Below are 22,784 nucleotides of genomic sequence, written 5' to 3'. Positions count from 1 at the left end.
TGCGATGGCTTTGAAGCCCATGTCGCCAGCCAAGTATTGCTGGACCACATCCAGTTTGAATTGCTCTGAGTACTTCGCCAATGAAAAACCCCAAAAGTTGATGTCCAACTTTTGGGGTTCAGTTCAGATACCGGCGGGTTTTTCGTTACTGCTGAAGCCGATTACTTGGCGTTCATCAGCGCCACGGTGGTGTCCAGCATGCGGTTCGAGAAGCCCCACTCGTTGTCGTACCACGACGATACTTTCACCAGGCGGCCCGATACTTTGGTCAGGGTCGAATCGAAGTTCGACGATGCCGGGTTGTGGTTGAAGTCGACGGAAACCAGCGGTTCGGTCTGGTAGGTCAGCACTTCTTTCAGCTCGCCTTCGGCAGCGGCTTTCATCAGCGCGTTGACTTCGTCCACGGTGGTGTCGCGCGATGCGATGAACGACAGGTCAACCAGCGATACGTTGATGGTCGGAACGCGGATGGCGAAGCCGTCCAGCTTGCCGTTCAGTTCCGGCAGCACCAGGCCAACAGCGGCAGCGGCGCCGGTCTTGGTCGGGATCATCGACTGGGTGGCGGAACGGGCGCGGCGCAGGTCTTCGTGCATCACGTCGGACAGCACCTGGTCGTTGGTGTAAGCGTGCACGGTGGTCATCAGGCCGGTTTCCACGCCGATCGCGTCATGCAGCGGCTTGACCAGCGGGGCCAGGCAGTTGGTGGTGCACGATGCGTTCGAGATCACGGTGTCCGAAGCCTTCAGCACGTTGTGGTTCACGCCGTACACGACGGTTGCGTCCACGTCCTTGCCGCCTGGTGCGGAAATGATGACTTTCTTGGCGCCGCCTTTCAGGTGGGCCGACGCTTTTTCCTTGGTGGTGAAGAAACCGGTGCACTCCAGCACCACGTCCACGCCCAGCTCGCCCCATGGAATTTCAGCAGGGTTACGCTGCGCGAACACGCGGATCTTGTCGCCGTTGACGATCATGTTGTCGCCTTCGACGGTCACGGTGCCCGGGAATTTGCCGTGTGCGGTGTCATAACGGGTCAGGTGCGCATTCGCTTTGGCGTCGCCCAGGTCGTTGATCGCAACGATCTGGATGTCATGCTTCTTGCCGCCTTCGTAGAAAGCGCGCAGTACATTACGGCCGATACGGCCATAGCCATTGATTGCAACTTTGATCGTCATACTTAGCTCCTGATTGAATAAAAAATATTGTTATGCAACCACTACAGATTTAACCTTGGCCACGACGTTGTCCACCGTGAAGCCGAAGTGCTTGAACAGCACGCCTGCAGGCGCCGATTCGCCAAACGTATCGATACCGACGACGGCCCCTTCCAGGCCGACGTACTTGTACCAGAAATCGGTCACGCCGGCTTCGATGGCCACGCGTGGTACACCCTTGGTCAGAACGCTGGCCTTGTAAGCGGCGTCCTGGCGGTCAAATACTTCGGTCGACGGCATTGACACCACGCGCACATTGATGCCGTCGGCGGCCAGCGCGCTGGCGGCTTTGACAGCCAGTTCCACTTCGGAACCGGTGGCGATCAGGATGGCTTTGGCGTCCGCCACGTCGTTCAGCACATAGCCGCCGCGGGCGATATTGTCGATCACGGCCTGGCTGCGCTCCAGGTATGGCAGGTTCTGGCGCGAGAAGATCAAGGTGCTTGGACCGTTCTTGCGTTTGATGGATTCGCCCCACGCCACCATGGATTCCACGGTGTCGGCAGGACGCCAGTTGTCCAGGTTCGGGATCAGGCGCATCGACGATACGTGTTCCACCGACTGGTGGGTCGGGCCGTCTTCGCCCAGGCCGATCGAGTCGTGCGTGAAGACGAACAGCGCGCGCTGTTTCATCAGCGCAGCCATGCGCAATGCGTTGCGGCTGTAATCCGAGAAGGTCAGGAAGGTCGCGCCGAACGGGATGAAGCCGCCGTGCAGGGCCACGCCGTTCATGATGGCCGACATGCCGAATTCGCGCACGCCGTAGTTGATGTGGTTGCCAGGCTGGCCGGAACGCACTGGAACGATTTCCTTCCAGTTGGTCAGGTTCGAACCGGTCAGGTCGGCCGAGCCGCCCAGGAATTCCGGCAGCACCGGCGCCAGCGCCTGGATGGCGTTCTGGCTGGCTTTACGGGTGGCGATGGTTTCTTTCTTTTCCACGCAGGCTGCGATGGCGGCTTTCAGCACGTCATCGAAGTTGGCCGGCAGGTCGCCCGCCATGCGGCGCGCCAGTTCGGCGGCTTCCGCAGGGAATTGCGCCTTGTAGGCTTCCAGTTTGGCAACCCATTCAGCTTCGTGCTTGGCGCCCGCTTCTTTCGCGTCCCATGCGGCGTACACGCCGGCAGGAATTTCAAACGGTGCGGCGTCCCAGCCAATGTATTCACGGACGGCGGCCACTTCCTTGTCGCCCAGCGCGGCGCCGTGCACTTTGTCGCCACCTTGCAGGTTCGGCGAACCTTTGCCGATGACGGTCTTGCAGCAGATCAGGGTCGGCTTGTCGGCCTTTTTCGCGGCGGCGATGGCGGCGTCCACGGCAGCCACATCGTGGCCGTCGACGTCACGGATCACGTTCCAGCCATACGCTTCGAAGCGCTTCGGCGTGTCATCGGTGAACCAGCCTTCAACTTTACCGTCGATGGAAATGCCGTTGTCGTCGTACAGGGCGATCAGTTTTTTCAGGCCCAGGGTGCCGGCCAGCGAGCACACTTCGTGCGAAATACCTTCCATCAGGCAGCCGTCGCCCAGGAATGCATAGGTGTAGTGGTCGACGATGTCGAAGCCTGGCTTGTTGAATTCGTTTGCCAGCAGCCATTCAGCCAGTGCCATGCCGACCGCGTTGGCGATACCCTGGCCCAGCGGGCCGGTGGTGGTTTCCACGCCTGGCGTGATGTCGACTTCCGGGTGGCCCGGGGTCTTCGAATGCATCTGGCGGAAGGACTGGATGTCGTCCATCGTCACCGCATAGCCGGCCAGGTGCAGCAGCGCGTAGTGCAGCATCGAGCCGTGGCCGTTCGACAGCAGGAAGCGGTCGCGGTTCACCCATTTCGGGTTGGTCGGGTTGTGACGGTGGTGGCCGCTCCACAGCGCCACCGCAATCTCGGCCATGCCCATCGGCATGCCAGGGTGGCCGGAATTAGCTTTTTGTACAGCGTCCATTGCCAGTGCGCGGATCGCATTGGCCATCTGAGTGGTGGGGAGCGTAGTCGTCATCGTTGAATGAGTGCGGAAGGTTGGAAATCTCTGCCGCAGGGGCGAGCTTACTTGCAAGCCTGCTGGCAATAACCAAGTATTTTACCAGAGGCGGGGGCCGAGGCTTAAAATTGCGCGTTCACCCGCGCATTTACTTATTACTTTCGAGCTCTCCCATGCCCCGTTTTTACTGTCCCCAGCCCCTGGCCATCGGCCTGCACCTCGATTTGCCGGACACGGTCGCGCACCATGTCAACGTGGTGCGACTGGCGCCCGGTGACGCCATCACCCTGTTCAACGGGGAAGGCGGCGAATACACGGCAGTGCTGGAAACCGTGGAAAAACGCCGCGCCAGCGCCACCATCAAGGCCTACACCCCGCTCGATACGGAATTACCCTATGCCATCACCCTCGCTCAGGCCTTGCCCGAAGGGTCGAAAATGGACTGGATCGTGGAAAAAGCCGTGGAACTGGGCACCGCGGCCGTGCAGCCGCTGGCCGCGCGGCGCTGCGTGGTGAAACTGGCGGGCGACCGCGCAGAGAAAAAATTGTCGCATTGGCAAGGCATCATCATTGCCGCCAGCGAACAGTGCGGCCGCAACCGCGTGGCCCAGTTGGCGCCCGTGGCGGACTTCCGCGACTGGATCAGCCAGCAGGATTTGCACCGCCGCGTGCTGCTGACGCCGCGCGCCACGCAATCGCTGGCCGACTGGGCGCGCCACCAGCCGCCACAGGCGCTGACCATCATGGTGGGGCCGGAAGGCGGCTTTTCCGATGAGGAAGAAGATGCGGCCATGGCGCGCGGGGCGCTGGCATTGTCGATGGGGCCGCGCGTGCTGCGGACCGAGACGGCGGCGCTGGCGGCCATTGCCGCGCTTAACGCGGCGTGGGGCGGGATGTAAGGCAGCAGATATACAGCCAGATAAAAAAACGGCGGATTCGCAAGAATCCGCCGTTTTCGCTCCAGTCACACTACATTAAAACTTGTAGTTGGCCTTCAGCGTGAAGTAACGGCCACGCGCGTTGTGCAGCCCCGAGTTGTAGCCAGCAGTGCCGTACGAAGGATCGTATGGCGCCTTGGTGTTCAACACGTTGGCGATGTTGAAGTTGATCGTGGTGTTTTTGATGCCGGTGAAGGCATAGGCCAGGTCCAGCGTGGTCCATGCCTTCGTTTTGCAATCCGGATAGTACGTGGTGTACTTCGGATTGGTCGTGATCACGTCGCCGTAGTAGCAGCCCACCGGATCGTTCAAGCCCACGTTGCCATCGTCCTGCGTGGTGTACGCATTCCTGTAGCTGATCGACGACACGTAGTTGACGGTCGCCGTCAGGCTGTGGGTTGCAATGCTCCAGGTCGACGACAGCGAGGCACGTACGCGCGGGATTTCACCCACGCTGGTGGTGTCATTGTAGTAGCCGCCATTGGTGCCAACCAGGTCGATCATTGGGTCGCCATCGGCCTGCGCTTTCTTGTAGTGCAGGGTGTACGACGCGATCAGGCGGGAATCCAGCTTGCCATAGGCGCCCAGCGAGTTGCGCAGCGCCACGTCCAGGTCGATACCGTTGGTGCGGGTGCCGCCGGCATTGATGTATGGGGTTTCAATGCTGATCAGCGGGCCCGAGTTCGGGATCAGGTTGCCGTTGGCGTCGCGCAGCCACGTGCCCTGGTTCTGGTCACGCTTGACGCGGTAAGCCAGTTTCGGGTCCTGGATCACGGCCACTGCCGACATCAGGTCGGTTTCCTTTTCCTTGCGGATATCGTAGTAATCGATCGAGATGTCGACATTTTTCATTGGCGAGAAAATCACGCCTGCCGTGTAGCTCTTCGATTTTTCCGGTACCAGGTCCTTGTTGGATGCAGCCACGCCCGACAGGCTCTTCGCGCAGTCGGTGTTGTCCGCGCCAGGCTTGCCGCAACGCAGCTTGTCGTTGAAGCTGTTCAGGAAGTACTGAGTGCCGCCGTCCACCATTTGGGTCAGCGATGGCGCGCGGAAGCCTTCCGAGTACGTGCCGCGCAATGCGAATTCCGGGGTCGGGGTGAATTTCACGCCGACTTTCGGCGTGAAGCTGCCGGAGAAGCCGTCATATTTGTCGTAACGGCCGGCCGCTTCCACGTCCACCGTCTTCAGCACGGGCAAGCGCACCTCGGTAAACAGGGAACGCACATCGCGCTTGGCGTTCGAGAAGGTGTTGACCAGGCCAATGATCTTGCCGTCTACGGTCAACTGGTCCGGCACAATGTTCATTTTTTCCTGCTTCAGCTCACCACCGACCGCCAGGCCGATCGCGCCGCCAGGCAGCCGGCCGAGTTCCGTGGACGCCTTGGCGTCAAACTGGGTGATGCTCGATTTGCCGTCCAGGGTCACGTCGCGCGTGACGCCAGGCTGCGCAGCAACTTGTTTCAGCGGCATGTTTTCCGTGAACAGCTTTTGCACGAGCGGCAGATACAGGAAACCATTCGACAGCTGGTGGCGCTTCGATTCGTTGTACAGCAGGCCGGAATCCCAGTCCCAGCCCATGGTCGAGCCTTTCAGGCCGGCCAGGAAGCGGGTCGCCGTGTTTTCATTCGAGCTGCCGCCTTTGGCGTCGGTGAAGCGGTAGTTGACCGCCACAGGTACCGGAGATGCGGTGCCGCGGGTCGGGTTGTCCGGATGGTTCACGCCCAGGATAGGCTGGAAGCTGATGCCGGCGCCTTCTTTCGGGAACACGGTGGTCTTGGAGCGCGTCATGGTGCGCGACACGCCGCTGTATTCCAGTTCCGACTTGCTGTACGACGCTTCCGCGAAGGCGGTGATGTCGGCATTGACCTTGAACTCGCCGCGCGCCAGCAGGTTGCTGCTTTGGCTCTTGCCTTGCGCATCCTCCAGCTGCCAGCCGTCGTAGTTACAGAATTGCTTGCCGATCAGCGGATCGGAGGCCAGCATTGGTGCCAGGGCGGTGGAGCCGGTGCGGATCTGCGACGGGTCGCAGCTCAGGTCGGCGGAAACATAACGGTTGAAGTTGCCGCTGCCTTTGGTGGCTTCACGGTAGAACACCGGATATTGGCTGGTGCCGCTGTAGAAGTTGCTCAGGCGGCCGTCCATGATGCGCGATTCTTCTTTATGCGTCGCGCGGGCGTCATCCAGGCTGGCGCGCTGGCGGCGCGACACGTCGAATGCCACGAAAGCATTGAAGCGGTCCGTTTCCAGGTCGCCGAAACCGAAGCTGCCATTGACGTTTTCACGGCCGAAATTGCCGTAACCGTCGCTGCTGTATTGCGCGGAAATGTCGCCGCCCTTGTAATTGCTCTTGGTGATGAAGTTGATCACACCCGCGATAGCGTCGGAGCCGTACACGGCCGAACCGCCATCTTTCAGGATCTCAACGCGTTCCAGCGCCGACAGGGGAATCGAGTTCAAGTCGTACTGGGTCGACTGACCGGCGTTCGGGTCAGCGTAAGCGGCCGGCGAAATGCGACGGCCGTTGATCAGCACCAGCGTCGATGCCGAACCCAGGTTACGCAGCGATGCGGTGGCCAGGCCTTTGGAAAAGCCGCCGTCACGGTTGTCAACCTGCTGGCTGGAACCCAGCGCCGGCAGTTTGGCCATCAGGTCGGCAACACTGGTGGCGCCGGTTTTTTCAATATCCTTGCGGCTCAGCACCTGGATCGCTGCCGGGCTTTCCGTCAGCGTACGTTTCAGGTTGGAGCCGGTAATGACAACACGTTGCGGCTCGTCCGCATCGGCGGCGAATGCCGCGTAACTGAAGCCTGCACAACCAATCAATGCAAGCGCCTGCACAATCAATTTCTTTTGCACGTAATACTCCGGGTAGAAGGTGTAGTAATGATGGAATCAGCTTCAGTTCAAAGCCGTTACCGTTTCGTTGCCGCAGGCAGGTAGGCGCGCGGCAGACAATCCGACAGTATAAATAACAAATCAGAAACATTGTTATTACATAGTAGAAATTTTCTCAAAATTTAGACAAACTTAATGTTGACGTTGCTTCACATTTCCAGCCCCCACTGGCCTGGACGCGCATGCAGCGGTAAAATGACCGGTTTAGCCCGATAACTACGGACCGGAATCCTTATGCTGCGACTGAATGAAGTAAAACTCCCCCTCAACCACACCGAAGAAGAATTGCCGGCCGCGATCCTGGCCCGCCTGGGCATCACCGCCGAACAAATGAAGAGCTTCACGGTCTTCAAGCGCAGCTACGATGCGCGCAAGAAGGCCAATATCGTCCTGATCTACTCGGTGGACGTGGAAACCACGGACGACGCCGGCATTTTGAAACGCAACCAGCGCGACACGCATTTGATGCCGTCGCCGGACATGGAATACAAATTCGTCGCGCACGGCGTCAACGCGGATGGCAAGCAGCCCCGCCCCGTCGTGATCGGCATGGGCCCGTGCGGCCTGTTCGCCGCACTGATCCTGGCCCAGATGGGACTGAAACCCATCGTGCTGGAACGCGGTAAGACCGTGCGCGAGCGCACCAAGGACACGTTCGGCTTCTGGCGCAAGCGCGTGCTGAACCCGGAATCGAATGTGCAGTTCGGCGAAGGCGGCGCGGGCACGTTCTCGGACGGCAAACTGTACAGCCAGATCAAGGACCCGAAACATTACGGCCGCAAAGTGCTGACGGAATTCGTCAAGGCCGGCGCGCCGGAAGAAATCGTCTACGTCAGCAAGCCGCACATCGGCACATTCCGCCTGGTGAAAATGGTGGAAGCGATGCGCGAGGAAATCACGTCGCTGGGCGGTGAAATCCGCTTCGAACAGCGCGTCACCGATATCGACGTCGAGGAAATCAATGGCGAGCGCCACGTGCGCGGCCTGCACCTGGCGAGCGGCGAAAAGCTGGCCACCAACCACGTGGTGCTGGCCGTGGGCCACAGCGCGCGCGACACGTTCGAGATGCTGTATGAACGGGGCGTGTATATCGAAGCGAAACCGTTCTCGATCGGCTTCCGTGTCGAACACCCGCAATCGCTGATCGACCAGTGCCGCTTCGGCCCGAACGCCGGCCACCCTATCCTCGGCGCGGCCGACTACAAGCTGGTGCACCACGCATCCAATGGGCGCGCCGTGTACAGCTTCTGCATGTGCCCGGGCGGCACCGTGGTGGCGGCCGCATCGGAACCGGGCCGCGTCGTCACCAACGGCATGAGCCAGTATTCGCGCGCGGAACGCAATGCGAACAGCGCCATCGTGGTGTCGATTTCGCCGGAAGATTACCCGGGCCACCCGCTGGCCGGTATCGAATTCCAGCGCCGCCTGGAAGAAAAGGCATTCGTGTTGGGCGGCTCCAACTACAACGCGCCGGGCCAGTTGATGGGCGACTTCGTCGCGGGCCGTCCGTCGACGGAATTCGGCGCCGTGGTGCCGTCGTACAAGCCGCAACTGACGCTGACCGACCTGGCCACGATCTTGCCGGACTACGCGGTGACGGCGCTGCGCGAAGCGTTCCCCGCGTTCGACAAGCAAATCAAGGGTTACTTCAAGGCGGACGCCGTGCTGACGGGGCTGGAAACGCGCACGTCGTCGCCGATCCGCATCAAGCGCCGCGATGACGATTTCCAGAGCCTGAATACGCGCGGGTTGTTCCCGGCGGGTGAAGGCGCTGGTTATGCGGGCGGGATCTTGTCAGCGGGTGTCGATGGCATCAAGGTGGCAGAGGCTGTGGCGCTGGCCATGCAGGCTGCGGAGAGCCTGTAACGGCAAACTACATTTATGTGCCGCCGGGCTGCGCACAATGGCGGCTTCCGCGTTGCGGAAACCGCCCTACCGGTTCAACGGCAAGCGGACATGGAAACGGCACCCCTTTTCCACGTCCGCATCGGCCCACACCCTGCCGCCCATCTGGTGCACGATCGTATAAACGATATGCATGCCCAGCCCGGAACCGCCCTGCCCCCGCTTGGTGGTAAAGAACGGTTCAAACACGCGTTCGCGGATGTCCGGCGCCATGCCGACGCCATCATCGGCAAATTCCAGGTTCAGCCAGCGCACACCGTCCGCCGAGCCTTCACGGGCTGAGATGGTGACCGTGCCCGGCCCGCCATCCGGGTAGCCGTGCTTGGCTGAATTCATCAGGAAATTCGACAGGATTTGCGAGACCTTGCCGGCCGGCAGGCGGGGACGCAATGTCGCGGGGATATCCAGTTCCACCGTGATGGTCCCCTTGCGCAATTCCGGGCTGTGCGCGGACACCACGCTGTGCACATAGTCATGCAGCGCCAGGTCGGTCACGTGTTCGGAGCCCTGGTCCACCGCCAGTTGCTTGAAGTTGCCGATCAATTCCGCGGCACGCGCCAGGTTTTGCTCGATCAGCGCGGCCGCGCCTTGCAACCGCGTGGCCAGCGACACCAGTTCCGAACGGCTGACTTTGGGACCGTTGAGCATCTCCACCATTTGCTCCGCGTAGGCGCTCATGCCCGACGCGGCCGTCACAGCCACGCCGATCGGCGTATTGACTTCATGGGCAACGCCCGCCACCAGGGTGCCCAGCGCCGCCATCTTTTCCTGCTCCACCATGCTGGCCTGCGCCGCGCGCAGCGCTTCCGTGCGCTGCTGCACTTTGTGCTCCAGCAAGGCTTCGCGGTCCTGGTGCTGCAATTCCGCCGCGCAGCGGGCGGCAAAAATCGACAACAGCGACAGCGCCAGCAAGCGCTTGCTTTCATCCATCGGCTTGGTGTCGATGGCCGACAGGATGCCCAGCGTCTTGCCTTCCGTATCGATCATCGGCATGCCGACATAGCTTTCCGCGCGCATGTCGACCAGCAGCGTATCTTTCGGATAATCGGCCTGGATGCCGCACGCATGGAAGCACATGGTCTGGTCCGTCACATCCTGGCAGGGCGTGTGCATCAGGCTGTATTCCATGTTGGCGATGTGCTGGTCGCCCGCCCATACCGCCAGTGTACGAATGCCTTCGCCCCCGTCGGGCATCATGATCACCCGGCCCGCGATCACGTACGTCACATCGAGCACTTCGGCCAGGTCCTTGACCAATGTGCGCATGAACTCTTCGCCGCGCAGGCGCGACGTCGATGCCGTGATGCCGCGCAATGCCGCTTCCGCCAGCAGCCGGCCATCGTGTTCGTCAAATAATGCAGGGGTTTCCATGCAAGACTCCATCAGGCAGGGGGCAGGCGCGCATACAGGGCGCGCAAGGCATCGGCTTCGGCCAGCAACAGCTGGACCAGTGCAGGGTCGAAACGGCGGCCGCTTTCCTGCCGCACTTGTTCCAGCGTGTGCTCGAGCGGCCAGGCGGGCCGGTAACAGCGGGGGCTGACCATGGCGTCGACAAAATCGGCCAGCGCCGTGATGCGGCCGGCAATGCTGATACGCTCTCCCGGCAAGCCGCGCGGATAGCCGCTGCCATCCCACCGTTCGTGGTGTTCGTAGGCGATAGTGGCGGCCAGTTGCAGCACCGGCTGGGTCGAGCGGGCCAGCATGTCGCGGCCCGTCTGGCAATGGCTGCGCATCAGCGCCCATTGCTCGTCGTTCAGGGAACCGGCCATATGCAGCACCGTGTCCGGCACGCCGCTGTGGCCAATATCGTGCAAGCCTGCCGCCTGGCGCAACTGGCGCACCAATGCAGGCGGCAAGCCCGCCGCGCACGCCAGCATGCCGGCGATTTCACCGACCCGCACCACGTGGGCGCCCGCCACCGCCGAACGCCGCTCCAGCGCTTCGCCCAGGATGCCGATGATGGCGTCCTGCGTGGCGGCGCTCTCTTCGCGCTGCACCAGCTTTTCATAGGTGCTGGCAACGTTGGCGGAAAACAGCGCCAGCAATTCGCGCTCCTCGTCGCCGATCGGTTCGGAGAACGTCATGTACAGCAGGCTTTCATTGCCTTCCCGCGTGCGGTAATAACACGCGTACCAGCAATCGCCATGGTGGTCGCGCCGTTCCCGCATGCAACGCATGAAGGCGTGGCGCACCGGCACCGGCAAATGATCCAGCGTTTCTTCCGATTTCAATCCCGCGAAGGCCGGCGTGACGGCCAGCACCTTCAGGTTTTCCCCCTGCCTGGCGGCCGCATAGGCGTTGACCCGGCTGGCGCACAAGCCTTCGCCGTCATGGCCCAGCAGCGCGCTGGCCTGTTCCAGCACGGCCGAACAAAAACTGCGCATGTTGTCGGAATCGCAAACATGGGTAATCGCGTCGATCGAGCGCCGCAAGCCGCTGCGCGCGCGCTCCAGGCGCATCAGGTCGCGGTAGGCGCGCAGCGCGGAATAAAACACCGTGGACAGCTTGGCGTGCGTGAGGTCGGTCTTTTCGCGGTAATCGTTGATATCGAACGATTTCAGCACATAAGCCTGGGGCGCCTGCCCCGGCTGGCCGGTGCGCAGCACGATGCGCACGGTCGAATTGCCCAGCGTTTCGCGGATGTGGCGCACCAGCTCCAGGCCCGCGTGATCGCTTTCCATCACCACGTCGAGCAGGATCAGCGCAAACTGGTTCGGCCGGTCCAACAGGGCGCGCGCTTCGGCCGCCGAATAGCAATGGGTGAAGCGCATCGGCCGGCCGTCGAACGTGAAGTCGCCCATCACCAGTTCCGTCACCTGGTGCACGGACTTCTCATCGTCGACGACCAGGATATCCCACGGCGCCGGACCGCCGGCAGCCCCCTGCGACGGCGCATCGTCGTCGAACAGCATGTCATCGTCGTCATGGCTCATGGCGGCCTCTTGGCGGGCACTCGGGATGGGACTACGGAATGTCACAATTGTACATCCGCCAACTGGTCGTTTTCACTAGCTGGCAACAAGATTGTTGCCCCCGACAACAGCTGCCGCGCTACAGCCAGCCAGCCTTCCTGAAGCGGCGGTACAGCGCGTAAGAAGTCGAAAACATCAGGGTCAGCGCCATCGGATAGCCATATTTCCAGTCCAGCTCCGGCATGGACTTGAAATTCATGCCCCACAGCCCCGCCCACGCCGTCAGCACGGCAAAGATGGCGGCCCAGGCGGCCAGGCGCTTGTTGACTTCGCCCTCCTCCAGCGCCACCATCGACAGGTGCACCTGGATCGCCGTCACGATGGTGTCGCGGATGGCGTCCAGCGATGAGCTGATGCGGAATAAGTGGTCTTGCACGTCGCGGAAGTAATCCTGCGTGGCGTCGCAAATGGAGGGGACGCGGCCGCCATGCAGCTTGCCCACCGCATCGAGCATGGGGGTGACCACGTGGCGCAAGGTCATGACTTTGCGTTTCAGCGCATACAGCCGTTCGATATTGTCGCGCTGGGCCGATTTGGAAAAGATGCGCTCTTCCAGCGCTTCCATTTCCGATTCCATCGCATCGACCAGCGGGAAATAGCGGTCCACCACGGCATCCATCAGCGCATACAGCACGAACGACGGGCCCTGTTTCAGCAAGTGCGGTTCGTGTTCGGCGCGGGCGCGCACGCCCAGGAAATCCTGGCGGCTGTTCTGGCGGTTCGACAGCACATAATTGGGGCCGACGAAGATATCGACTTCGCCCACCACCAATTCGTCATTGTGCTGTTCCACGACTTTGACGACGGAAAACAGCGAATCGCCATATTCTTCGATTTTAGGGCGCTGATGGCCGCGGCTGGCGTCTTCCACGGCCAGCGCATGCAGGCCGAATTCCTCCTGCATTTTCGCCAGTTCCGCGGGCTCCGCATCGCGCAGCGCGACCCACACGAAGCAATCGCCCCGCTCGACGTAGTCGCTGATGGCTTCGACATCGATATCGGCCAGTTTGTGGCCATCCTTGTAGGCGACGCAGTTGATCAGCATGGGGAATTCTGAGGCAAAAGCGGGAGCTTATCACAGCGCATGGCGGCTTTGTAAAAGCCGCCCTACGGGATGACAGCCCCGGGCCATGCAACCGCCATGCATGCCAATCAATCGTCCTTGGCGCCGTCGATACCCAGCTCCGCAATCTTGCGGGTAATGGTGTTGCGGCCGATGCCCAGCCGCACGGCCGCATCGTTCTTGCGCCCGTGCGTGTGGCGCAGCGCCGTGCGGATCAGCGTGGATTCGAACTGGCGACCCAGCACATCCATCACGTCCTGCTGGCCGCTGGCCAGCATGCCCGCCGCCTGCAATTCCAGCAAGTTGAGCCAGCCGTCCGGGCCGCCATTGGCGTGGCTGCCATGGCTGCCGTTGGCCGCATCGGACACCGGCATCGGATGCACTGTGCCATGGTGCGTCAGGCCGCCATGCTCCTGCGCGTGCCAGGCCGCCGTCGGCGCGGGCGGCGCGCTGGGCGCGTGGGCGCCGCCGCCCTGCTCTTGCGACAGTTCGACCGGCAAATCCTTGATTTCCACCGTCTGGCCGGGCGCCATCACGGTAATCCAGTTGCACAGGTTTTCCAGCTGGCGCACGTTGCCGGGCAACTCCAGGCTGCACAGGAATTGCAGCGCGGAATCGCTCATGCGTTTCGCTTCCACGCCCAACTGTTTCGCACTTTGCACCAAGAAGTGGCGCACCAAAATGGGGATATCCTCGCGACGCTCCCTCAAAGAGGGCAGCCGCAGGCGAATCACGTTCAAACGGTGATACAAGTCTTCCCGGAACAGCCCATCGCGGACACGCTGCTCCAGATTTTGGTGCGTCGCCGTGATCACGCGCACATTGGCTTTCAATGGCTGGTGTCCACCGACGCGGTAAAAGTGGCCGTCGGACAGCACGCGCAGCAAGCGGGTTTGCAGATCGAACGGCATGTCGCCGATTTCATCCATGAACAGCGTGCCGTTTTCCGCCTGTTCAAAGCGGCCCCGGCGCGTGGTTTGCGCGCCCGTGAACGCGCCCCGCTCGTGGCCAAACAATTCGGATTCCAGCAAATCCTTCGGGATCGCGGCCGTATTGATGGCGACAAATGGTTGCGCCGCGCGGGGACTGTGCTTGTGCAGCGCGCGCGCCACCAGTTCCTTGCCGGTCCCGGATTCCCCCGTGATCAGCACGGTGACATTCGATTGCGACAAGCGGCCGATGGCGCGGAACACTTCCTGCATGGCGGGCGCCTGGCCCAGGATTTCCGGCGTATCCGCAGGGCCCGACTCGACGCTGGTTTCCCGCAAGCTTTCTTCCAGCGCGCGCCGGATCAGCTCCACCGCCTTGTCGATATCGAACGGCTTGGCCAGGTATTCAAACGCGCCCCCCTGGAACGCGGCGACCGCGGAATCCAGGTCGGAAAACGCCGTGATGATAATCACCGGCAGCGCCGGCAAGCGTTCCTTGACCACGGCCAGCAAATCCAGGCCGGAATCGCCCGGCATGCGGATATCGGACACCAGCACTTGCGGCGTCTCGCGGTCCAGTGCGGCGATCGCATCGCGCGCGTTGGCAAAGCTGCGGGTGGCGAGATTTTCCCGCGCCAGCGCTTTTTCCAATACCCAGCGGATCGATTCGTCGTCGTCTACTATCCAGATTGGCTTCATGTAGTGTTTTATTCCCGCAATATCGATCGTCAATGGACTGTGCTGCAACCGTTTATGGCAATGGCAGCAAAATCCGGAAATCCGTCAGTCCGGGCCGGCTTTCACACTCGATCACCCCCAGGTGCTGTTGCACGAAGGTTTGTGCCAGAGTCAGCCCCAAACCGCTGCCGCCATCCCGCCCGGATACCAGCGGATAAAAAATGCGGTCGCGGATCTGGGGTGGAATGCCCGGTCCGTTGTCGATGATATGCAAATCTAATGCCAGGTTATAGCGCACCTTCGCCAGGGTGACCTGGCGACCGATCCGCGTGCGGAGTATCAGTTCCGCGTCGCCCTGCGCGATGCGCTCGGACAGCGCTTGCGCGGCATTGTGCGCAATGTTCAGCACGGTCTGGATCAACTGTTCCTTGTCGCCCCGGAATTCGGGAATCGATGCATCGTAGTCGCGGCGGATCGTCAGCCCGGTGGGGAATTCCGCCAGGATCAGGCTGCGCACCCGTTCGCACACTTCATGGATATTCACGTCGCCCACGATGTGGGGGCGGCGGTGCGGCGCCAGCAAGCGGTCGACCAGGGTTTGCAGGCGGTCGGCTTCCTTGATGATCACTTGCGTGTATTCGCGCAATTCCGCCAGGTGCCGCGGCGGCAATTCCATTTCCAGCAATTGCGCGGCGCCCCGCAAGCCCCCCAGGGGATTCTTGATTTCATGGGCCAGGTTGCGGATCAACTCCTTGTTGACCTGGCTTTGGTCGAGGATGCGCTCCTCGCGGTCCAGCTTGAGTTGCTGCACATTTTCACGCAACTCGATGAGGACCAGGTCATCGTCATCCAGCGCGGCAACGATGGTATGCACTTGCAGCGGTTCCTTGCCGATCCGCTCCAGGGTCAAGTCTTGCCGCAAATCCGAATATTTATGCTGGCGCGCCTGGGTGATGATGTTGGCCAGTTCGTCGGGATTGGAAAACAGTGCGGACAATTTCTGGCGCGACAGCGCCTTCAGCGAACTTTCCAGCAAATTTTCCGCCGCCGCGTTGGCATAGACGATATGCCCGCCCGTATCGAGCAGGATGACGCCGGATGCCAGCAAATCCAGTCCCGCATAGGATGGGAGCCCGCCGCTGCGGGCGAGATTGGAAACTAGGCTCATGCTGTGCCTTCTTTCTGCATGGGATGCGGCTCCGCCTTGCATGGCGGATTGCGTGCGCGTTGCCCGCGCCGCGCGCCGCCACTTTCAGCGAATATTCGAAATTTCCCGCCTCAAGGCTTCCACATTTTTTTCCGACCGGCTGATGCTGTCTTTCAGGCTGGCGACCCGCTCCTGGTACTTCGCAAAATTGCGCTCGTCGCCGCGCCGTTCCGGTTCGCCATTGTTGTACTCGCGCTTCATCTCGGCCAGCTTGCTCAATTCCCCTGTCAATTCATCCTGCAGGATCTGGCGGCGGTCCGCGTCGCGCGCGCGCTGTTCGCTGGTGTCGACGCGGGGGAAGTCCGACGGCGCCGTGGCAACCGGGGCCGGCACGCGGGTGCGCTGCGAACCTTCCGCCCGGGCCTTCGGTGCGGCAATCTGCGCGCCAGGCACGTCGAGCGGCCGGCAATGCGGCCCCTTGCGTGTATCGGTCAGCTCTTTGTGGCCGCTCGCATCCACACACAGAAAAATTTGCTGCGCCTGCACTGCTTGCATCAACAACAATGAGACGGCGGCAATGACGGGTCGAATCCAGGTAGTCATGCCCCGACTATACAACATCCGGTAAAAAAAACGCGAGGAGAGCCGGGCTGTCCTCGCGTTGCTGTGGTGCCCATCCGTGTGCGTAGCGGGATGGGCGCCTGCTTCCGTTTCTTATACGGAGTAGTACATGTCGAATTCGACCGGGTGCGTGGTTTGACGCATGCGGGTCACTTCCGTCATCTTCAGTTCCAGGTAGGCATCGATCATCGAATCGGTGAACACGCCGCCACGGGTCAGGAACTCGCGATCCTTGTTCAGCGCGTCCAGCGCTTCTTCCAGCGATGCGCAGACGGTTGGGATCAGTGCGTCTTCTTCTGGTGGCAGGTGGTACAGGTCTTTCGATGCTGCTTCGCCTGGGTGGATCTTGTTCTGCACGCCGTCCAGACCCGCCATCATCAGTGCTGCGAAGCACAGGTATGGGTTGGCCAGTGGGTCAGGGAAACGGGTTTCGATACGGCGGCCTTTTGGATTGGCCACGTGTGGAATACGGATCGATGCGGAACGGTTACGTGCCGAGTACGCCAGTTTCACTGGAGCTTCGTAGCCTGGAACCAGACGCTTGTACGAGTTGGTGCCTGGGTTGGTGATCGCGTTCAGTGCTTTGGCGTGCTTGATGATGCCGCCAATGTAGTACAGCGCGAAGTCGGACAGGCCGGCATAGCCGTCGCCGGCGAACAGGTTTTTGCCGTCTTTCCAGATCGACTGGTGCACGTGCATACCGGAACCGTTGTCGCCAACGATAGGCTTCGGCATGAAGGTGGCGGTTTTGCCATACGAGTGAGCAACGTTCCACACCACGTATTTCAGGTTCTGGGTCCAGTCGGCGCGCTCAACCAGGGTCGAGAACTTGGTGCCGATTTCATTCTGGCCGGCGCCGGCCACTTCGTGGTGGTGCACTTCGACTGGAATGCCCAGGGATTCCAGGATCAGGCACATTTCCGAACGCATGTCCTGGAACGAATCCACTGGTGGCACTGGGAAGTAGCCGCCTTTGACGGTTGGACGGTGGCCGCTGTTGCCGCCTTCGATATCCTTGTCGGTCGACCACGAAGCTTCGTCGGAATCGATCTTGACCGAGCAACCCGACATATCGATTTTCCATTTAACGGAATCGAAGATGAAGAACTCTGGCTCTGGACCGAAGTAAGCGGTGTCGCCCAGGCCGGACGATTTCAGGTAGGCTTCAGCGCGCTTGGCGATGGAGCGTGGGTCACGGTCGTAGCCCTTGCCGTCCGACGGTTCGATCACGTCGCACTGCATGAACAGCGTGGTTTCTTCGAAGAATGGGTCGATACGGGCAGTGTTCGGGTCCGGCAGCAGGATCATGTCCGAAGCTTCGATACCTTTCCAGCCGGCGATCGACGAACCGTCGAAAGCGTGGCCCGATTCGAACTTGTCGATGTCGAAGTGCGACACCGGCACGGTGACGTGCTGTTCTTTACCACGGGTATCGGCAAAGCGGAAATCCACGAATTTGACTTCGTGTTCTTCAACCATTTTCAAGACTTCTGCGGCGGTAATTGCCATGCGTATCTCCTAGTGAAAAAGTGGGTCAGCCCACGCTGGTCAGTAGTGCGTGCGACTTAAAACTCGTAAAACGTATAAGCAGGAAGCGTGCCAGCATTAAGGATTTGATTGCCGAACAGACTGCTTTCATTCTGCAAACAACGACTTCCGGAATCGAACCGCGCAAAAACGCACTACTTTTGCACATCCTCAACATAGCACCAAAACAGTGCAACTTCAAAAAATTGCACAAGTTTAGTGCGAAAATTCATAGCCATCGAAAAATGCATCAATATGGTGCAACACATTTCAGCGATATCTGCAATGGATAGGCGCAGCCGATTCGCGCACTATAATAAACGCAATATTGTCATCTCCAGTGGGAAAATCTCCATGAGTACTATTGCTATCATTTTGGAACGCGCTCGCCAGCGCGACACGTCGCTGCCTTACGCGGGTGCGGTGACGCCGCAGGAAGCGTTTGAATTGCTGCAAGCCGATCCGAATGTGAAGCTGATCGACGTGCGCACTAACGCGGAGCGGGACTGGGTGGGCCGCGTAGTACTGCCGGAGGGCCAGCATGGTGCAGTCCAATGGAGTACCTATCCCGGCGGCGTGCCGAACCCGCAATTCGTCGAGCAGCTGGAGGCGGTGGCGGCGAAAGACCAGGTGCTGCTGTTCCTGTGCCGCTCCGGCGTCCGCTCGCGCCACTCGGCCAAGCTGGCCACCGAGCACGGCTATGCACAGTGCTACGACATCCTGGAGGGGTTTGAAGGCGACAAGGATGCGGCGGGACACCGCAAGACGGTGGGCGGCTGGTGCAAGGCCGGCTTGCCCTGGATGGGAGCCTGACCCCGTAACGACAAACCCCGGCGCTTGCCGGGGTTTTGCTTTGCAGCTTGTTGCGTGTCTTACAGCGTGTAGTTCAAGCGCGCATACACATACCGCCCCGAACGCCCGAACGGCGAGTAGTTCGAGAACGGCGCATTGCCCGTCGTGTTCAGGCTTGCCGGGAACGCGTCCGGATACTGGTCGAACAGGTTGTCCGCCCCCACCGCCAGCGACAGCTTCTTGGTGAACGCATAGCGGCCTTCCAGGTCCACCAGCGTCTTCGCGCCCAGCCAGAAGTCCAGCGCCGCCGTGGTGCCAGGCGCCAGCACCTTGCCGTAGCGGGTGGCGCGCGCCGTCAGGCCGAACGGACCGTTACTCCACGTGCTGCTGGCAATGAACTTGGTTTTCGGCGTGCCATCCGTGAAGGTCAGCACGTTGATGCGGTCAAACAGCACCGGCGCCGGCGACAACGCCGACAGCTGCGCCGTGGTCGGCACCTTGTCCACGTCCGTCTTCGTGTAGTTGGCCGCCAGCGTGAAGTCCAGCTTGCCGTAGCCGCCCGTATTGATCGGCCAGCTGCTGACCACATCGACGCCCTTGGTGGTGGTGTCGACGCCGTTGATGAAGAAGCGACCGCCGCCCACGCCAATGAAGCCCTGCTTGGTCAGGTAATCGCGCACGTTGGCCGCCGTCAAGTTTTCAGACAGCACGATGCGGTCTTTGATCTTGATGTGGAAGGCATCGACCGTGATGGTGCCCTTGCCCGCCTTGATCACGGAACCAAGCGAGAAGTTCACCGACTTTTCCGCGTCCAGCGGCTTCGCGCCCAACGCAATGGCTGCCGGTGCGCTTGGCTTGAACGTCGTGATTTCGAACGGCACGCCGTTGATGAAATTGGTCGACGTGGTGGTGAAGTTCTGCTGTTGCAGCGACGGTGCGCGGAAACCGTTTTGCACGGAGCCACGCAGCGCAAACTCCGGCGCGAAGTCATACCGGCCCGCCAGCTTGCCGGACAGGCTGTTACCGAAGTCCGAGTAGTGTTCGCCGCGGATCGCGACGGAGCCGAGGAAGTTCTTGCTCAGGTTCGCTTCCAGGTCGACATACGCGGATACCGCGGTGCGGTGCGTCTTCGATGCATCGGCGGGACGGAAGCCCGGGAACACCTGGGCGCCCGGCGCCGCCGGCGTGCCGTTGGCCAGCACCTGGCCGCCGTAGCGCCACGAATCCGGTTCGCCGGCAAACAGGTTATAGCCTTCGCGGCGCGCTTCCGCACCGACCGCCACGTTCAGCGGCGACGCCAGTCCCGCCTCGAAACTGCGCACGGCCGACAGGTTGGCCACCAGTTGGTCGTACCAGTAACCACCCGCATCGAATTCCGTCTTGCTGGCAGGGCCGATCGAACGGTTCAGCGTGTTCTTGATCGTGTACTCCATGCGGTTCTTGCCATACCCCAGCGACGCATCGAAGTCCCACTCGCCCACCGTCCACGTGACGCCGCCGGTGGCGGCAAAATCGTTCACGTCCGGCGCGATCAGCGGCAGGAAGCCGTCCGGGTAAATCGAAATGATGTTCTGGTCTTGCAGTGCGCGGCGGAAGAAACCGGCCGACGTGGCTTCGCGGCGCTGGTAGCTGGTCCAGCCATACAGTTTGGCGCCACCTGCCAGCGGGATGCCCGCGTTGACAAATACCGTCGATTGCTGCAGCTCAGGCTCGCCATACCAGGCGTTGAAGCGGTTGATGGTTTTTTCGCGGGGATCGAAGCCGCCCGACACCAGCGGATATTGCTGGCGGATGTCGTAGCCGCTGCGTTCCGTGTGGTCCTGGTCCTTGTATTCGGCGGCGATCACGAGGTAACCGCCCTCGCCCAGTTCCAGGCCTTTCCAGCCGCTGATGTTGGCGGTACCGCCGTCATGGCGCTTGCGCGACGTCTTCGCATCCCACGTGGCGCCGGCCGGCAGCGCGCCGGCAATGAAGTCATATTCCGTGCGGCGTTCGCCATAGCTGGCCGTGACTTCGCCGCCGGTTTTATCCGTGCGCAGGCGCAAGTTGACCACGCCGGCGATAGCATCGGAACCATACTGTGCGGACGCGCCGTCACGCAGCACTTCGATGTTCTTGATGATCGCGCTGGGGATCGTGTTCAAGTCCACCGACGACGAACCGCGGCCGATGGTCTGGTTGGTATTGACCAGCGACGAGCTGTGGCGGCGTTTGGAATTGACCAGCACCAGCGACTGGTCCGGCGCCAGGCCGCGCAGCGATGCGGGGCGCACGGTATCGGTGCCGTCCGACAAACCGGGACGGGGGAAGTTCATCGATGGCAACGAGACGGACAGTGCTTGCGAGACTTCCGAGACACCGGTGTTTTTCAGCGTTTCCGCGCTGATGATGTCGACCGGCGCGGCGGTGTCGGTGGCGGTGCGGTTGGCAACCCGGGTACCGGTCACCACCACGGTCACGGCTTCGTCCTGCTGAGCTTGTACGGTGGTGACGCTGGTCGCGCCAGTGATGAAGACTGCGGCAATGGCCAGTGCCATGCTGCGCTTGTTGGGGATAGCGTTTCTCTGCATTACTACCTCTTTTCTTATGGCTGCAATATGAAAGAACGTCCGCTTCTCTGCGTAAGCGTTTAACAATATTGCGAGGTCGTAAATGCCAAGTCAAAGTAAATTCCGTCATATGCATCGATAAACAACATTTATCGACGGAAATTACGTATTAATACTTACCCTATCAATCCGAAGACCGTTGATTATTTGGCATGCGTTGCCGCACCAGATTAATGTGGCTGCGCAAGCCGTACAGTTCGTCGGCGAATGCCAGTGGAATCGACACCTGGTTGACCTTGTCTTCGATGTCGTTCAGGTGCGCCAATTGTTCCGCGTGGACGGCATCGCGCCGGTCCGGCGGCGCGGCGGCCAGGGCCTGCTCCACCGCGCGCAACTGGCCATACCAGCGGAACACGCGCGACCGGATGCGCCACACGTACAGCGGCGGCACGATTTTCGACAGTGGCAGGATCAGCGCGCCCAGCGCCACCACCAGCACCCACATGCGGTCAAAGAAATTCGCCAGCCAGAAGCTCATGTAGCGCTGCAGCAGCGGCGGGCCATCCTTGTAAAAGCGGGCCGCTTCGTGCGCCACCGGGATTTCCGTGTAGCGCGGTGACGGGAACTGGCCCTGTTGCTGGAACCATCCCGCGCCGCCGTGGATTTGCGCGGCGGCCTGCACCAGCAAGTCCACCAGCGCCGGATGCAGATCGTCGCGCGCCACCAAGGTGGCCGTCGGCGCGATCAGGTGCACGTCATGCGGCGGCAAATCGCGTCCCAGGTCGACAATGCCGCGCGGCAGCACCACGTGCGACAGGAACGGCAGGCGGCGCGTGTAGGCTTCGGCCTGGGCAAAGTCGAACAGCCGGATTCCCGGTGTCATCAGCAGCATTTGCACCAGCGGCGCATCCGGGGCGGAACTGAAGACCAGGCCATCGATGCGCCCTTCCAGCAATTCCACGGTGGCCGGCGTATTTTCCAGCGCGCCGGCAGTAATGTCGCCGGGCGCCACGCCATTGGCATCGAGCACCTGGCGGAACAGGCGCGGCACGCCGCTGCCTTCCGGTCCCAGGTTCAGCTTCAAGCCTTTCAACTGTTTCAGCTCATTCGCCTTCACGCTGTCGCGCAGGAACAGCCACACGGGTTCCGTGAACAGGCTGCCGATCGACGTCAGCCCGCGCCGCCCCGCTTCATCTTCGCTGGTGGAGCCGCTTTGCACGAAGGCGATATCCGTGTTGCCGCTGTTGAGGCGCTGTAAATTGTCCAGCGAGCCCTGCGACGGCGCCAGCTTGAGCGTGATGCCATGCTTGAGCAGCGCCTGCGCATACTTTTTGCCGAAGACTTCATAGGCGCTGTTTTCCTGCCCGGTCGACATGGTCACGACACGGGGTGGCATCGGATCGACCAGCCAGTACGCCAGCAGGCACACCGCTGCCACGGCCAGTACGGCCGGCGCCGCTGTCACAACCAGATCACGCAGGGAAAAACGGGTAAAGGCAAGGATCTTGCTCATGTGGTGGCGCATGGGTTTCATGCCGACACGATGCCAACAAATGGCAAAAGATGCAAGGCGGGTTATCTTTGCG

The 22,784-nt window shown here is 61.2% G+C and carries 15 protein-coding genes; 3 read left to right on the top strand and 12 right to left on the bottom strand.

Annotation, left to right across the window (positions count from 1 at the left end; genetic code table 11):
• Positions 1-161: 161 nt before the first annotated feature.
• Positions 162-1,172, bottom strand: a complete 1,011-nt coding sequence (gene gap, locus GJ700_RS26885; RefSeq protein WP_154379776.1) for a type I glyceraldehyde-3-phosphate dehydrogenase — start codon at positions 1,170-1,172, stop codon at positions 162-164.
• A 30-nt stretch (positions 1,173-1,202) separates the two neighbouring features.
• A complete protein-coding gene (gene tkt, locus GJ700_RS26880; RefSeq protein ID WP_154379774.1) occupies positions 1,203-3,200 on the bottom strand; it encodes a transketolase in 1,998 nt (665 codons plus the stop codon).
• A gap of 155 nt (positions 3,201-3,355) precedes the next feature.
• On the opposite strand from tkt, the gene GJ700_RS26875 reads away from it, so the two are divergent.
• Complete coding sequence (locus tag GJ700_RS26875) at positions 3,356-4,081, top strand: 16S rRNA (uracil(1498)-N(3))-methyltransferase (RefSeq protein ID WP_154379771.1); 726 nt, start codon at positions 3,356-3,358, stop codon at positions 4,079-4,081.
• A 75-nt stretch (positions 4,082-4,156) separates the two neighbouring features.
• Here the strand turns inward: GJ700_RS26875 and GJ700_RS26870 are convergent, their stop codons facing one another.
• The gene (locus tag GJ700_RS26870; RefSeq protein ID WP_154379769.1) at positions 4,157-6,976 is read right to left on the bottom strand and encodes a TonB-dependent receptor; all 2,820 of its coding nucleotides are present in this window, start codon (positions 6,974-6,976) and stop codon (positions 4,157-4,159) included.
• A 273-nt stretch (positions 6,977-7,249) separates the two neighbouring features.
• On the opposite strand from GJ700_RS26870, the gene GJ700_RS26865 reads away from it, so the two are divergent.
• Positions 7,250-8,881 (top strand): NAD(P)/FAD-dependent oxidoreductase, encoded by a 1,632-nt coding sequence (locus GJ700_RS26865; RefSeq protein WP_154379767.1) that lies wholly within the window; start codon positions 7,250-7,252, stop codon positions 8,879-8,881.
• A gap of 66 nt (positions 8,882-8,947) precedes the next feature.
• Here GJ700_RS26865 and GJ700_RS26860 read toward each other — a convergent pair whose 3' ends face one another.
• The 7 genes from GJ700_RS26860 to glnA form a co-directional block, all read right to left on the bottom strand.
• Entirely contained in the window at positions 8,948-10,291 is a 1,344-nt protein-coding gene (locus GJ700_RS26860; protein WP_229507267.1) for a GAF domain-containing sensor histidine kinase, read from the bottom strand.
• 11 nt (positions 10,292-10,302) lie between these two features.
• Complete coding sequence (locus tag GJ700_RS26855) at positions 10,303-11,853, bottom strand: DUF3369 domain-containing protein (RefSeq protein WP_154379763.1); 1,551 nt, start codon at positions 11,851-11,853, stop codon at positions 10,303-10,305.
• Positions 11,854-11,971: 118 nt separating this feature from the next.
• Positions 11,972-12,937 (bottom strand): magnesium/cobalt transporter CorA, encoded by a 966-nt coding sequence (corA, locus tag GJ700_RS26850; protein ID WP_154379761.1) that lies wholly within the window; start codon positions 12,935-12,937, stop codon positions 11,972-11,974.
• A gap of 107 nt (positions 12,938-13,044) precedes the next feature.
• On the bottom strand, positions 13,045-14,583 hold the full coding sequence (gene ntrC / locus GJ700_RS26845; RefSeq protein ID WP_154379759.1) for a nitrogen regulation protein NR(I): 1,539 nt from the start codon (positions 14,581-14,583) through the stop codon (positions 13,045-13,047).
• 52 nt (positions 14,584-14,635) lie between these two features.
• A complete protein-coding gene (glnL, locus tag GJ700_RS26840; RefSeq protein WP_154379757.1) occupies positions 14,636-15,730 on the bottom strand; it encodes a nitrogen regulation protein NR(II) in 1,095 nt (364 codons plus the stop codon).
• Positions 15,731-15,814: 84 nt separating this feature from the next.
• The gene (locus tag GJ700_RS26835) at positions 15,815-16,312 is read right to left on the bottom strand and encodes a DUF4124 domain-containing protein (protein WP_154379755.1); all 498 of its coding nucleotides are present in this window, start codon (positions 16,310-16,312) and stop codon (positions 15,815-15,817) included.
• A gap of 111 nt (positions 16,313-16,423) precedes the next feature.
• A complete protein-coding gene (gene glnA, locus GJ700_RS26830; RefSeq protein WP_154379754.1) occupies positions 16,424-17,839 on the bottom strand; it encodes a type I glutamate--ammonia ligase in 1,416 nt (471 codons plus the stop codon).
• Positions 17,840-18,211: 372 nt separating this feature from the next.
• Between glnA and GJ700_RS26825 the strand changes: the two genes are divergently transcribed.
• Entirely contained in the window at positions 18,212-18,670 is a 459-nt protein-coding gene (locus GJ700_RS26825; RefSeq protein ID WP_154379752.1) for a rhodanese-like domain-containing protein, read from the top strand.
• Between the two features lie 59 nt (positions 18,671-18,729).
• On the opposite strand, the gene GJ700_RS26820 is transcribed toward GJ700_RS26825, so the two are convergent.
• Both GJ700_RS26820 and GJ700_RS26815 read right to left on the bottom strand, forming a co-directional pair.
• Positions 18,730-21,219: a TonB-dependent receptor plug domain-containing protein gene (locus tag GJ700_RS26820; RefSeq protein WP_229507266.1), complete on the bottom strand. Its 2,490-nt coding sequence runs from the start codon at positions 21,217-21,219 to the stop codon at positions 18,730-18,732.
• Positions 21,220-21,382: 163 nt separating this feature from the next.
• Positions 21,383-22,711, bottom strand: coding sequence for a TAXI family TRAP transporter solute-binding subunit (locus tag GJ700_RS26815; protein ID WP_154379750.1), 1,329 nt, complete (start codon positions 22,709-22,711; stop codon positions 21,383-21,385).
• Positions 22,712-22,784: the final 73 nt, after the last annotated feature.

Source organism: Pseudoduganella rivuli, from assembly GCF_009674485.1.
GTDB classification, from domain to species: domain Bacteria; phylum Pseudomonadota; class Gammaproteobacteria; order Burkholderiales; family Burkholderiaceae_D; genus Rugamonas; species Rugamonas rivuli_B.
Note: the sequence above shows the minus strand (reverse complement) of the source record. Positions and strands in the feature narration are given on the sequence as shown.

Bases quoted from the DNA above. Each gene is read 5' to 3' on its own strand.
- tkt (WP_154379774.1), bottom strand. From the start codon at position 3,200: ATGACGACTACGCTCCCCACCACTCAGATGGCCAATGCGATCCGCGCA.
- GJ700_RS26865 (WP_154379767.1), top strand. From the start codon at position 7,250: ATGCTGCGACTGAATGAAGTAAAACTCCCCCTCAACCACACCGAAGAA.
- glnA (WP_154379754.1), bottom strand. From the start codon at position 17,839: ATGGCAATTACCGCCGCAGAAGTCTTGAAAATGGTTGAAGAACACGAA.
- corA (WP_154379761.1), bottom strand. From the start codon at position 12,937: ATGCTGATCAACTGCGTCGCCTACAAGGATGGCCACAAACTGGCCGAT.
- ntrC (WP_154379759.1), bottom strand. From the start codon at position 14,583: ATGAAGCCAATCTGGATAGTAGACGACGACGAATCGATCCGCTGGGTA.
- GJ700_RS26875 (WP_154379771.1), top strand. From the start codon at position 3,356: ATGCCCCGTTTTTACTGTCCCCAGCCCCTGGCCATCGGCCTGCACCTC.
- GJ700_RS26815 (WP_154379750.1), bottom strand. From the start codon at position 22,711: ATGAGCAAGATCCTTGCCTTTACCCGTTTTTCCCTGCGTGATCTGGTT.
- GJ700_RS26855 (WP_154379763.1), bottom strand. From the start codon at position 11,853: ATGAGCCATGACGACGATGACATGCTGTTCGACGACGATGCGCCGTCG.
- GJ700_RS26820 (WP_229507266.1), bottom strand. From the start codon at position 21,219: ATGCAGAGAAACGCTATCCCCAACAAGCGCAGCATGGCACTGGCCATT.
- gap (WP_154379776.1), bottom strand. From the start codon at position 1,172: ATGACGATCAAAGTTGCAATCAATGGCTATGGCCGTATCGGCCGTAAT.
- GJ700_RS26860 (WP_229507267.1), bottom strand. From the start codon at position 10,291: ATGGAAACCCCTGCATTATTTGACGAACACGATGGCCGGCTGCTGGCG.
- glnL (WP_154379757.1), bottom strand. From the start codon at position 15,730: ATGAGCCTAGTTTCCAATCTCGCCCGCAGCGGCGGGCTCCCATCCTAT.
- GJ700_RS26835 (WP_154379755.1), bottom strand. From the start codon at position 16,312: ATGACTACCTGGATTCGACCCGTCATTGCCGCCGTCTCATTGTTGTTG.
- GJ700_RS26825 (WP_154379752.1), top strand. From the start codon at position 18,212: ATGAGTACTATTGCTATCATTTTGGAACGCGCTCGCCAGCGCGACACG.